Origin of the sequence: Mesorhizobium sp. LSHC412B00, assembly GCF_000503035.1 — a bacterium.
GTDB lineage: Bacteria > Pseudomonadota > Alphaproteobacteria > Rhizobiales > Rhizobiaceae > Mesorhizobium.
In genome coordinates this window covers 24,257-36,236 of record NZ_AYWB01000027.1, presented here as the reverse complement: position 1 = coordinate 36,236, position 11,980 = coordinate 24,257, and the positions used below count along the sequence as shown (strand labels likewise).

At 62.7% G+C, this 11,980-nt stretch carries 11 protein-coding genes; 4 read left to right on the top strand and 7 right to left on the bottom strand.

The genetic code is table 11. The features are described from left to right. The first annotated feature begins 32 nt into the window (after positions 1-32). Positions 33-455 carry a DoxX family protein gene (locus X757_RS137055; protein WP_023694684.1) on the top strand — a complete coding sequence of 141 codons (423 nt, stop codon included), beginning with the start codon at positions 33-35 and terminating at the stop codon, positions 453-455. A 137-nt stretch (positions 456-592) separates the two neighbouring features. After that, the gene (locus X757_RS137060; protein ID WP_023715186.1) at positions 593-1,000 is read left to right on the top strand and encodes a DoxX family protein; all 408 of its coding nucleotides are present in this window, start codon (positions 593-595) and stop codon (positions 998-1,000) included. 262 nt (positions 1,001-1,262) lie between these two features. Here the strand turns inward: X757_RS137060 and ppx are convergent, their stop codons facing one another. Beyond that, positions 1,263-2,795, bottom strand: a complete 1,533-nt coding sequence (ppx, locus tag X757_RS137065) for an exopolyphosphatase (protein WP_023697723.1) — start codon at positions 2,793-2,795, stop codon at positions 1,263-1,265. Beyond that, positions 2,795-4,987: an RNA degradosome polyphosphate kinase gene (locus X757_RS137070; protein WP_023671487.1), complete on the bottom strand. Its 2,193-nt coding sequence runs from the start codon at positions 4,985-4,987 to the stop codon at positions 2,795-2,797. Before X757_RS137070 ends, ppx begins: the two co-directional genes overlap by 1 nt. Positions 4,988-5,221: 234 nt before the next feature. Here X757_RS137070 and X757_RS137075 point away from each other — a divergent pair, with 234 nt between their 5' ends. Beyond that, the gene (locus X757_RS137075) at positions 5,222-5,467 is read left to right on the top strand and encodes a zinc-finger domain-containing protein (RefSeq protein ID WP_023705697.1); all 246 of its coding nucleotides are present in this window, start codon (positions 5,222-5,224) and stop codon (positions 5,465-5,467) included. A 19-nt stretch (positions 5,468-5,486) separates the two neighbouring features. Continuing rightward, the gene (locus X757_RS137080) at positions 5,487-6,725 is read left to right on the top strand and encodes an FAD-dependent monooxygenase (protein WP_023727881.1); all 1,239 of its coding nucleotides are present in this window, start codon (positions 5,487-5,489) and stop codon (positions 6,723-6,725) included. Between the two features lie 193 nt (positions 6,726-6,918). On the opposite strand, the gene X757_RS137085 is transcribed toward X757_RS137080, so the two are convergent. The 5 genes from X757_RS137085 to X757_RS137105 form a co-directional block, all read right to left on the bottom strand. Then, positions 6,919-7,584 carry a TIGR02117 family protein gene (locus X757_RS137085; protein WP_023727880.1) on the bottom strand — a complete coding sequence of 222 codons (666 nt, stop codon included), beginning with the start codon at positions 7,582-7,584 and terminating at the stop codon, positions 6,919-6,921. 105 nt (positions 7,585-7,689) lie between these two features. Next, positions 7,690-8,493: an amino acid ABC transporter ATP-binding protein gene (locus tag X757_RS137090; RefSeq protein ID WP_023671483.1), complete on the bottom strand. Its 804-nt coding sequence runs from the start codon at positions 8,491-8,493 to the stop codon at positions 7,690-7,692. A gap of 22 nt (positions 8,494-8,515) precedes the next feature. After that, complete coding sequence (locus tag X757_RS137095; RefSeq protein WP_023684325.1) at positions 8,516-9,673, bottom strand: amino acid ABC transporter permease; 1,158 nt, start codon at positions 9,671-9,673, stop codon at positions 8,516-8,518. A 4-nt stretch (positions 9,674-9,677) separates the two neighbouring features. Further along, positions 9,678-10,865 (bottom strand): amino acid ABC transporter permease, encoded by a 1,188-nt coding sequence (locus X757_RS137100; RefSeq protein WP_023684326.1) that lies wholly within the window; start codon positions 10,863-10,865, stop codon positions 9,678-9,680. Between the two features lie 62 nt (positions 10,866-10,927). After that, a complete protein-coding gene (locus tag X757_RS137105; protein WP_023684327.1) occupies positions 10,928-11,956 on the bottom strand; it encodes an amino acid ABC transporter substrate-binding protein in 1,029 nt (342 codons plus the stop codon). Between the last annotated feature and the right edge of the window lie 24 nt (positions 11,957-11,980).

Genomic DNA, 11,980 nt, shown 5'->3' with positions numbered 1-11,980 from the left:
GACGGGACATCAACCCTTTTCGGAGAGCCACCATGTCCATCAACACTTCCGCTGCCGGCGCCGGCATCGCGTCCAACAGCTCCACCACCATCCTGCTCGGCCGCATCCTGCTCGCCGCCATCTTCCTGCTTTCCGGCTTCGGCAAGCTCACCGCCATTTCGGGCACCGCCGGCTATTTCGGCGCCATGGGCCTGCCGGTGCCGACCGTAACGGCCATTGTCGTCGGCCTGATCGAATTGCTCGGCGGCCTTGCCGTGCTCGTTGGCTTTCAGACCCGCATCGCCGCCTGGGTGCTCGCGGTCTTCACCATCGCCTCGGCCTTTGTCGCCCATACCGGCTGGGCCGACCAGAACCAGATGATCCATTTCCTGAAGAACGTCGCCATCACCGGCGGTTTCCTGCTGCTGGCTTCCTCGGGCCCTGGCGCCTACTCGATCGACGCCAAGCGCGGCTGAGCTTTCCCTCCCAAGCCTGAAAAAAGCGGCGTGGAATTTTCCACGCCGCTTTTTCGTTGTCTGCCCAAGCGCGCACCCGTCCCATCCCTGCTAGGATCGGTCTCGAAACAGCCGGCGGACAGACAACGGAGATGACCATGCCCCGCGATGCATTGCTTCTGATTTCCCGGCTGCTGCTCGCCGCCCTGCTCGTTCCCTCCGGCTACCACGCGCTCGCCGACATTGCCGGGACGACCGGCTATTTCGCCGGCCTCGGCATGCCATTGCCGACCCTTGCCGCCTGGGGCACCGGGCTGTTCGAGTTGATTGCCGGTCTCTTGATACTGGTCGGCTTTCAGACGCCGGTCGTTGCGATACTTCTTGCCGCTTTCTGCATCGTTGCAGGCTCCATCGGCCACTACGGCCAGGGCGGCGATGACCCGATGCTCACCTTCCTGCACCAGCAGATGCTGATGAAGGATATTGCCATCGCCGGCGGATTCCTGGCGCTAGCCATGGCCGGCGCCGGGGCCTGGTCGATCGACGGGCGCGGTGCCGCGGTCTGATATCGTCAAATATCGTCCCGGTTGAACCATCGATGCCCGAGGCAGGTCGACCCCCACTCCGTCTCGGCTTCGCCGAGCCCCCTCTCCCCCGATCGACGGGGTAGAGGAAGGGCGCGAGCCTATTGCCGCCAACGCTTTCCAACGAGGCTCCCTTCCTTTCCCTCCGGAGGGGGAAGGTGGCGGTGCGAAGCAGCGACGGATTGAGGAAGCCGGTGCTCGAACGCGAGGCCGACGACGACATGGTTTTGCTGTCAGGCCGCGCCTACTTCACCGACACGCTCTGCCCACCCTCGACCGCCAGCACCAGCCGGCGGTTGGTGATCCGCGCCAGTTGCGCCAGCCGTCCGGCCGGGCGTTCGCCGTAAAGATCGGAAAGTGAGGCCGGCAGCACCAGCGCCAACGTGCCATTGCCGCGGTTTTCCCATTTCAGCCGCGGCATGACGCCGGGCATGGCCGCAGTCAGCAGATAGACGACGCGCAGCACCGCCGCCAGGATGCGGGCGCGCTCGAGATAGCGCGGCGTCGCCAGGCCGCGGATTTCCGGCGCCGCATCGTTGAACACGCCTTCGTGGCGGAACAGGCCGACCAGCGCCAGGAAGGCACGGCCGGGGTGATCGACGCCAATGAAGGATGCGTGGGCAATGATGTTGAGCGACTGCTTGCCGCGATATTCCGGGTGTGCGCGCCAGCCTATATCGGCCAGCAGACAGGCAGCGTGGCGATAGCGTGCCTCATCCTCCGTCTCGTCGATGCCGAAGGCGGCAAAGGTCTTGTCCGTCCATTCGACAAGCTCATGCGCATGGGTGACCGAGCGCGACCGCAGCCGCGCCAGTTCCTCCGAAGCGGAGACCAGCGGATCGGCCTTCTGCTCGGCAGGGTCGAGCAGCGAATAGAGAAACCCTTCGCGCACGCCCAATGCCGAGACGATGATCTTCGACGGTTGCATCGCCGCCATGATCTCCTGCAGCACGACCGCGCCATAGGGCAGCAGCGAACGGCGGTTCTTCGACACACCTTCGATGCCCTTGACCTTCTCGATCTCGCCTTTCGCCACCTGCTTCAGGAAATTGGCGGCGCTTTCGACACCGATCTCATAGTGGTGCATGACGCCAAGCGGGTAGTTGGTCATTTCCATGTGCAGCCGGGCAAGGTTTCGCCAGGTGCCGCCAACGGCGTAAAAGGGCCGTCCCAGCCCGCCCTTCAACAATTTGGCGCGCGCCAGTTCGTCGCGGGTGATCTTTGCCGCCTGGGCGAGCGAATTCCTGGCCATGTCCTGCAGCCGCAGGCCACCCAGCGGCAGCGTGATGCCGTCGCCGATCGCCTCGCCATTGATGTCGATAAGCTCCAGGCTGCCGCCGCCAAGATCGCCGGCAATGCCATTGGCGGGGTGGAAGCCCGAAATGACGCCAAGCGCTGAATAATGCGCCTCCTGCCGGCCAGTGAGCACGCGGATCTCGGTCTTGAGCACATCCTGGGCGCGGTGGATGAAGTCGGGTCCGTTGATCGCTTCGCGGGCCGCGGCCGTTGCCAGCACAAACATGTGCTCCGCACCCGCCTGGTCGGAGAGCGCGCGGAAACGGCGGAACTCCTCCATCGAGCGCGTCACCGCCTCGGGATCGAGCTTGCCGGTCGAAACGATGCCGCGGCCGAGACCGGCCAGCATCTTTTCGTTAAACAGCAAGGTAGGCGAGCGCGCCAGCCCTTCATAGACGACAAGGCGGATCGAGTTCGAGCCGATGTCGATGATGGACAGCGGCCGGCGATCCTGCAGCCGGCCTTGGGACGTTGAAATCATCAGCCGGTGTTCTTCTTGCGACGCTTGAACTGCGCGATGCGCTTGGGCGCATGCGACTTCAGCGCGTCACCCCGTCCCGACAGGCTCGGATTGGTCATGAAATATTCCTGCGCGTTGAACGGTTCCTCACCCTCCTCCAGCACGACGCGCCGGGAGGTTCCGTCAGCCAATACGTCGAAACTTTGCTGGTTGTCCATGATGTTGCCCAGCATGATCTGGCCAAGGATCTGTTCATGCACCGTCGGATTAGTGATCGGCACCATAGTCTCGACGCGGCGGTCGAGATTGCGTGGCATCAAGTCGGCCGAGGCGATGTAGACGATCGCCTCGTCCGACGGCAGGCCATGGCCGTTGCCGAAGCAGTAGATGCGGCTGTGTTCGAGGAAGCGGCCGACGATCGACTTGACCCTGATGTTTTCCGACAGGCCGGGCACCTGCGGCCGCAGGCAGCAGATGCCCCGCACGACGAGATCGATCTCGACGCCGGCACGGCTGGCGTCATAGAGCGCGTCGATGATGTTGGGATCGACGAGCGCGTTCATCTTCATCCAGATGCGCGCCGGACGGCCAGCCAGCGCGTAGGCGACCTCGTCGGCAATGTGCTTGAGGATACGGCTGCGCAGCGTAAACGGCGAGATGGCGATCCGCATCTCATCGGTCGGCTCGGCGTAGCCGGTGATGAAGTTGAACAGCTGGGCGACATCGCGCGCGATCGTCGGATCGGTGGTGAAGAAGGACAGGTCGGTGTAGATGCGCGCGGTCACCGGATGGTAGTTGCCGGTGCCGAGATGTACATAGTTGCGCAGCTTGCCGTCCTCACGCCGCACCACGAGCGACATTTTCGCATGGGTTTTCAGTTCGAGGAAGCCGAACACGACCTGGACGCCGGCGCGTTCGAGGTCGCGCGCCCAGCGGATGTTGGCTTCCTCGTCGAAGCGCGCCTTGAGCTCGACCAGGGCGGTCACCGACTTGCCGGCCTCGGCCGCGTCGACCAAGGCGCGCACGATCGGGCTGTCGTTGGAGGTGCGGTAGAGCGTCTGCTTGATTGCCACCACCTCCGGGTCGGCCATTGCCTGGCGCAGGAACTGGACCACCACGTCGAAGGATTCATAGGGGTGGTGGACGACGATGTCCTTCTCGCGGATGGCCGCGAAACAATCGCCGCCATGCTCGCGGATGCGCTCGGGAAAGCGCGGATTGTAGGGGGTGAACTTCAGGTCGTCGCGCGGCACGGCGACGATCTCGGAAATCTGGCTGAGCGCCAGCGGGCCGGTCAGAACGCTGATGCGGCTCGAAGAGACGCCAAGCTCGCCGGCGACGAACTCGCGCAATTCACCGGGCATCGACTTGTCGAATTCGATGCGGATGACCGAACCGCGGCGGCGCCGCTTCAGCGCCGTCTCGAACAGGCGCACGAGATCTTCCGACTCTTCCTCGACCTCGATATCGCTGTCCCGGATGATGCGGAAGGTGCCGGAACCCTTGACCTCATAGCCGGGGAACAGCTTGCCGATATAGAGGCCGACAGCCTCCTCCAGTGGAATGAAGCGAACGTGCTGCTTGCGGTCGGGCAGGCGGATGAAGCGCTTCAGCGCCACCGGCAGGCGCAGAAGCGCGCTCATCTCCTCGCCATTCTTGCGGTGGCGCAATTGCAGCGCCATCGAGAAGCCGAGATTGGGAATGAACGGAAACGGATGCGCCGGGTCGATCGACAGTGGAGTCAGGACCGGGAAGACCTGGTCCTGGAAATGATCTTCCAGCCAGACTTTCTCATCCTTGGTCAGTGCATCGCGGGTGATGCTCTCAATGCCTTCCTTGTTGAGCAGCAACATCAGCGCCGAAAGGCTGTTCTGCTGGTCCTCCTGCAGCCGCTCGACCTCGCGCAGCAATTGTTCCAGCTGCTGCTCCGGCGTGCGGCCGTCGGGGCTCTTGAGCGCAATGCCTTCGCGCACCTGGCCGGCAAGGCCGGCGACGCGGACCATGAAGAATTCGTCGAGATTGGCGGCTGAAATCGACAGGAAACGGACGCGTTCGAGCAGCGGATGGTGCTGGTTCTGGGATTCCTCGAGCACACGCCGGTTGAACTGCAGCCAGGAGAACTCACGGTTGACGAACCGATCGGGGTTGCCGCCCTCGGGGCTCGCCACCTCGACATTGATGAATTCGCTCTGCACCGGCTTCAGTTCGTTCATGGTTCCTGCTCTTCCCCCGCCAACCGTCCCTTGGAGCGCCGCTGGACGTGCCATGCCTCTAACACGCTTTTGTGGCGCATGACCCTTCGGCGAAAACCGTTCCGATTTCAGGGACATGCACTTAACCGGCTCAACGTATCCTCTGACAGGCTTTTGCGACAGTTTCATTTCATCGATCTTGCAAACAGGCCTGTTATGTTCCAGATGCTTTTCGACGAGATCAAGGAGACGACGATGGCAGGCGGTTCCATTCCCCATTTCCAGAACGATGCGGGCCATCCGGCAATCGACATCGGCGTCAAGGAATTCATGTGCACCGGCGCCAACCCGCCCTTCGACCACCCGCATGTGTTCCTCGACATGGGCGACGACAATGAAAAGGTCTGTCCCTACTGCTCGACGCTCTACCGCTATTCGGCGAAGCTGAGGGCGACGGAAACGCTGCCGGCTGGTTGCCTTTATATCGACCAGGCCGCCTGATCCTTCCGCGACAAGCCCGATGGAAGACATCAGGTCCCGGCAGGTCATAATCGCCGGGGCCGGCATCGCCGGGCTGACCGCTGCCCTTGCCTTCGCCGGACGGGGTTATCCGGTAAAGCTTATCGAACAGGCACAGCACCTCGAAGCGGCCGGCGCCGGCATCCAGCTTTCGCCCAACGCAACACGCATTCTTGGAAAACTCGGCGTGCTCGACCGACTGCTGCCCGCAGCGTTGCGGCCGGAAGCGGTCGTGCTCAAGGACGCCGGGACGCTGCGCGAACTGGCGCGGGTACCGCTCGGGCACGCCGCCGAAGCGCGCTGGCAGTCGCCTTATCTCGTTGCTCACCGCGCAGATCTGCAGGCAGCGCTGTTGGCGCAAATGGCTGAACGGCCGGAGATTGAGTTCATCACTGGCGCCCGCGTGACCGGCATCGTCAAAGACGCGCAATATGTCGCCGTGACCGCCGAAGTGGACGGCCGCGAGATCGAGGCACGCGGCAAACTGCTGGTCGGCGCCGACGGCGTCTGGTCGGCGGTCCGGGCGCAACTCGCAGGCGAGGACTTCGTCAAAAGCCGTTTTTCGGGCGAACTCGCCTGGCGAGTCACGATCGCGGCCGAGAGCGCCTCCGGCGAAGCCTTTGTCGCGATCGGCGCCGCCGAATGCGTCACCACGTTCCTGCATCCAGGCTTCCACATGGTCGCCTATCCCGTCAGCAAAGGCCGGGCCTTCAATCTCGCCGCCTTCACCAAGGGCGAGCGCATGGCCGAAGGTTGGTCGGGCCATGCCGATCCCGCGATCCTCACGGCTGCCCTGCGCGGCACCGCGCCGGGCCTGACGAAGCTTGTGGCACTGGCCGGCCCATGGACGGCCTTTCCGATCCACACCGTCGAACAACAGCGGTGGACGAGCCCGCAGGGCATCGCGCTGATCGGCGACGCTGCGCATGCGATGACGCCGTTTGCCGCACAGGGCGCGGCAATGGCGATCGAAGATGCCATCACGCTTGCCGACGCTATCGCCGATTTCCCTGGCGATCTGCCCAGAAGTTTTCGAATCTGGGAAAATCTTCGGCGGCCGCGTGTCGCCAAGGCCGCGCGTCGTGGGGCCGTAAACCGCCTCGCCTGGCATGCTGCCGGCCCGGTGGCGATCGCCCGCAATCTGTTCCTGGCCATGCGCTCGCCCGACAAGCTCGCCGCCGACCTCGACTGGCTCTATGGATGGCGAGCGGACACTCGGCAGTCTAGATCGTCAACGTAGCGATCCTTCCCACTCCCCTCTGTCCTGCCGGACATCTCCCACGCAAGGGGGGAGATTGGATGTCGCCGTCGCCTTCGCCAATATCGCCGGCGTTGCAGCAGGAGCGCGGGCAAAACGGCTGATCTCCCTCTTGCGGGGGAGATGGCCGGCAGGCCAGAGGGGAGTGCTGTCCCCGCGGTGCGATGAAGGACTGCTAGTTATAAAACCGCATCGACAAGCCCAGCGAGGCCGGCAGCGGGTTCCACCAGCCGGTGCGCAGGCCGGCGGTGCGCAGGCCGGCGGCTGTCCAGGTGTTACAGCCGACAAGCGCGTTGAAATGGCCGTTCGCCTCGAAGAAGCGGTCGAAGCTGGAATAGGCGGCGTTCTCGATGACGACCGGACCATGCGGCCCTTGCTGGAAACTCGCGTCGATATAGTCGAGCAGCGCTGCAAAACGTTCCTCATCGATGTCGAAACCGGTGACAGCAGGGTGCGGCTCGGCGATGGCCCCGGCGATATCGACATGCATGACCGAGGCGTCCAGTGTCAGCGCCTTGAGGACGGGCACTGCTTTCAGCTGCGACCAGCTCGGCGTCTCCAGATAGAAGGCCCGGCCGCCCCAGCCAAAGACGATGTAGCGCACTTCCGGGGCGTCGACAGGGATGCCGGCAGCGACCAGGAAATGGAAGCGCCGGCGCACTTCGTCATCGACGGGAATGGCGATGTCGGTGTGGATCGGATTCTCCAGCACCAGAATATGGCGCGTGCCCTCACCCGCCGCTGACGCCGGCCACAGCGGACGCGGCACCAGCGTGCCGAGCGTGGCAGCGAGCGCGACCACGATAATCAGCATGGCCACGAAACGCAGGGCTTTTCTCATGCGGCGGCGGCTTTGTGTTTCAATGGAGAAGATCAACCCCGACCCCAGATAGCAAAAGAGCCCGGCCGCATTACGGCCGGGCTCTTTTGGTTCGCATGAAAATGCTCAGTGCAGGATCTGCGACAGAAACAGCTTCGTGCGCTCGTGGCGCGGATGGTCGAAGAACTCGGCCGGCGTGTTCTGTTCGACGATCTGGCCCTGATCCATGAAGATCACCCGGTTGGCGACCTTGCGGGCAAAGCCCATTTCGTGAGTGACGCACAGCATGGTCATGCCTTCCTCGGCCAGGCCCACCATCGTCTCCAGCACTTCCTTGATCATTTCGGGATCGAGCGCCGAGGTCGGCTCATCGAACAGCATGATGCGCGGGTTCATGCACAGCGAACGCGCGATCGCTACGCGCTGCTGCTGGCCGCCCGACAGTTGGCCCGGATATTTGTTGGCCTGTTCGGGGATCTTGACGCGCTTGAGGAAGTGCATGGCGATTTCCTCGGCCTGCTTCTTCGGCGTCTTGCGCACCCAGATCGGCGCCAGCGTGCAGTTCTCCAGGATGGTCAGATGCGGGAACAGGTTGAAGTGCTGGAACACCATGCCGACCTCGCGGCGCACCTCGTCGATCTTCTTGAGATCGTTGGTGAGTTCCTTGCCGTCGACGATGATCTTGCCCTTCTGGTGCTCTTCCAGCCGGTTGATGCAGCGGATCATGGTCGACTTGCCCGAGCCCGAAGGACCGCAGATGACGATGCGCTCGCCGCGCATCACCTTGAGGTTGATGTCCTTCAGCACATGGAACTCGCCATACCATTTGTGCATGCCGATGATGTCGATTGCGACATCGGTGGTCGAGATGTGCATCTTCTTGGCATCGACCTTGATCTCTTCGGCGCTGACGGCGTTTTCTATGACCATGGCAGGTTCCCCTTTTTTGTTTTTAACGTTTGTGGCCGGTGTCGAGCCGGCGTTCCGTATACATCGAATAGCGCGACATGCCGAAGCAGAACAGCCAGAAGACGAAGGCAGCGAAAATCAGGCCGGACTTGGTGGTCTGCGGCGTCGCCCAGTTGGGATCGGAGAAGTTCTGCTTGACGACACCGAGTAGGTCGAACATCGAGATGATGATAACCAGGCTTGTGTCTTTCAACATGCCGATGAAGGTGTTGACGATGCCGGGTATGACCAGCTTCAGCGCTTGCGGCAGCACGATCAGGTTCATCTTCTGCCAGTAACCGAGACCAAGCGAATCCGCCCCCTCATACTGGCCCTTGGGGATCGCCTGCAGACCGCCGCGCACCACCTCCGCCATGTAGGCGGCGGCAAACAACGAGAAGCCGATCAGCGCCCTGAGGAACTTGTCGAAGGAAACGCCGGGGGGCAGGAACAGCGGCAGCATGACGCTGGCAAAGAACAGAACGGTGATCAGCGGGATGCCGCGAACGAATTCGATGAAGATGACGCACAGCATCTTGACTATCGGCATCTTCGAGCGCCGACCAAGCGCCAGCACGATGCCGAACGGCAGCGACACTGCAATGCCGACAAAGGCCAGGCTGAGCGTCACCAGCAGGCCGCCCCATAGCTGCGTCTCGACATGCGGCAGGCCGAACATGCCGCCGACCAGCAGCACGAAAGCGACGATCGGCAGCACCAGGAAAAGCAGGATCGCGTTCAGCCCCTTGCGCGGCACGCGCGGGATCAGCAGCGGCACCAGCAGCGCCACGAACAGTATGGCGACCAGGATCGGCCGCCAGCGCTCCTCAATAGGATAGCGGCCGAGCATGAATTGGCCGAACTTGGCGTTGACGAACGCCCAGCAAGCGCCGGACCAGCCATCCGGCTGAACGCCGCCTTGCGCCGCCGTGGCGCATACCGAGCGATCGGACCCTACCCACTGGGCGCTGATGAAGGCCCAGTTGATGATTGGCGGCAGGATCATCACCACCAGTGCGATGCCCAGTACGGTCAGGATGGTGTCGCCCACCGAACCGATCAGGTTCTTGCGGACCCAGGCGATAGGCCCCCGCACGCCGGCCGGCGCCTGTTGCGCCAGTGCCATTTCGGTCCGCACCCAAGCGGTATCATGTTCCTGCATGGCCTTACCTCTCCACCAGCGCCATCCTGGCGTTGACCACATTCATGACCGCCGACGTCACCAGGCTGATGACGAGATAGACGACCATCATGATCAGCACGTTTTCGACCGCCTGCCCCGTCTGGTTGAGCACTGTGCCGGCGGTCGCCGTCAGGTCCGGGTAAGCAATAGCGATGGCCAGCGACGAGTTCTTGGTCAGGTTCAAATACTGGCTGGTCAGCGGCGGGATGACGATGCGCATGGCTTGCGGCACGACGACTAGCCGCAGGATCGATCCCGGCCGCAGCCCCAGAGCGCCAGCCGCTTCCGACTGGCCCTTCGAGACGCCGAGAATGCCGGCACGCACGATCTCGGCGATGAAGGAGGCTGTGTAGCAGGACAGCGCCAGATAGAGCGACAGGAATTCCGGCCCGATGTGGAAACCGCCGGCCAGGTTGAAGGTCGATTGCTTCGGAAAATCGAAGGTCAGGGGAAAGCCGCTCAGCGCATAGGCCAGAATCGGCAGGCCGACGATCAGCGCCAGGGACGTCCAGAATACGGGAAACTGCTGACCGGTCGCCATCTGCCGCTGGCGCGCCGTGCGGGCGACGAACCATGCCATGGCGATGCCGACAAGCAAGGCGACAAAGATCAGCCAGGAGCCATCACCCCAGATTGCACGAGGAAGATAGAAGCCGCGCTGGTTGAGAAACGAGCCGAATGGCAGGTTGATGCTTTCACGCACCACGGGCAAGACCGCCAGCACGCCCGAATACCAGAAGAAGATCACCAGCAGCGGCGGGATGTTGCGGAAAATCTCGACATAGACCGTGCAGATCTTGCGGATCAGCCAGTTGTGCGACAAGCGGCCGATGCCGACGATGAAGCCGATGATGGTTGCGGTGATGATGCCGGCAACGGCGACGATGAGGGTGTTGATCAGCCCGACGACAATGGCTTTGCCATAGGTATCGTCCGAGTTGTAGGGGATGGCGCTGACTGAGATATCGAAGCCGGCACGGCTTTTCAGGTAGCCGAACCCGGAAGAAATGTGCAGGCGCTGCAGATTGTCGATGACGTTGTGGACAATCCACCAGACGCTCGCCACCAGCAAGACGACAACCACCGCCTGGAAGACAACTCCACGGACTTTTGGATCGTTGATGAAGGAACCGCGGCTCGGCTCCTCGCGTAGGACTTCCTGCGACGCCATTGCCCATCCCCTGCAAAGAGAAACCGGAAGGCAGACAATCTGCCTTCCGGATCGCATTTCGATCAGCGGATCGGTGGCGCGTATTGCAGGCCGCCCTTGGTCCACAGCGCATTGATGCCGCGCGCGATCTTCAGCGGGCTGCCGGTGCCGACATTGCGCTCGAACATCTCACCGTAATTGCCGACTGCCTTGACGATGTTGACGACCCAGTCATTGCTAACGCCGAGATCGGTGCCGATCTTGGTTTCGGGTTCCTGGCCGAGCACGCGCTTGATCTCCGGGTTGTCCGAGGTCTTCATCTCGTCGACATTGGCCTGGGTGATGCCCAGTTCCTCTGCCTGCAGCAGCGCGAAATAGGTCCACTTGACAATGTGGTACCACTGGTCGTCCCCCTGGCGCACGGCCGGGCCGAGCGGTTCCTTGGAGATGATCTCGGGCAACACGACATGGTCTGCCGGCGCGCTGAGCGTCAGGCGGATGCCGTAGAGACCCGACTGGTCGGTGGTGTAGACATCGCAACGGCCCGCGTCGTAGGCGGCGTTGACCTCTTCAAGCTTTTCGAAGACGACCGGGTTGTACTCCATCTTGTTCGCCTTGAAGTAGTCGGCGAGGTTGAGCTCGGTCGTGGTGCCGCTCTGCACGCAGACTGCCGCACCCGAAAGCTGCAGCGCCGAATTGACGCCCGGCAGCTTCTTGGCGTTGATCATGAAGCCCTGGCCGTCATAATAGGTGACGCCGACGAAGTTCAGGCCAAGTGCCGTATCGCGATTGATGGTCCAGGTGGTGTTGCGCGACAGGATGTCGACTTCGCCCGACTGCAGTGCGGTGAAGCGCTCCTTGGCGCTGAGCGGCGTGAACTTGACCTTGGTGCCGTCGCCGAAGACGGCGGCCGCGACCGCGCGGCAGAAATCCACATCGATGCCTTTCCATTCACCCTTGTCGTCAGGCGCAGCGAAGCCGGCAAGACCTGTGTTGGTACCGCACTGGATGAAGCCTTTCGCCTTGACGTCGTCGAGCGTGCTCGCCGACGCGGCCGAAGCCATCCATCCAAGCGCAGCGGCGCCGAGAATGCCAATTGCAATGTGTTTCATAACCCACAGACCCTTTTCTGTTTT

Coding starts and splice junctions, on each gene's coding strand:
- X757_RS137055 (WP_023694684.1), top strand. CDS start 33: ATGTCCATCAACACTTCCGCTGCCGGCGCCGGCATCGCGTCCAACAGC.
- X757_RS137060 (WP_023715186.1), top strand. CDS start 593: ATGCCCCGCGATGCATTGCTTCTGATTTCCCGGCTGCTGCTCGCCGCC.
- ppx (WP_023697723.1), bottom strand. CDS start 2,795: ATGATTTCAACGTCCCAAGGCCGGCTGCAGGATCGCCGGCCGCTGTCC.
- X757_RS137070 (WP_023671487.1), bottom strand. CDS start 4,987: ATGAACGAACTGAAGCCGGTGCAGAGCGAATTCATCAATGTCGAGGTG.
- X757_RS137075 (WP_023705697.1), top strand. CDS start 5,222: ATGGCAGGCGGTTCCATTCCCCATTTCCAGAACGATGCGGGCCATCCG.
- X757_RS137080 (WP_023727881.1), top strand. CDS start 5,487: ATGGAAGACATCAGGTCCCGGCAGGTCATAATCGCCGGGGCCGGCATC.
- X757_RS137085 (WP_023727880.1), bottom strand. CDS start 7,584: ATGAGAAAAGCCCTGCGTTTCGTGGCCATGCTGATTATCGTGGTCGCG.
- X757_RS137090 (WP_023671483.1), bottom strand. CDS start 8,493: ATGGTCATAGAAAACGCCGTCAGCGCCGAAGAGATCAAGGTCGATGCC.
- X757_RS137095 (WP_023684325.1), bottom strand. CDS start 9,673: ATGCAGGAACATGATACCGCTTGGGTGCGGACCGAAATGGCACTGGCG.
- X757_RS137100 (WP_023684326.1), bottom strand. CDS start 10,865: ATGGCGTCGCAGGAAGTCCTACGCGAGGAGCCGAGCCGCGGTTCCTTC.
- X757_RS137105 (WP_023684327.1), bottom strand. CDS start 11,956: ATGAAACACATTGCAATTGGCATTCTCGGCGCCGCTGCGCTTGGATGG.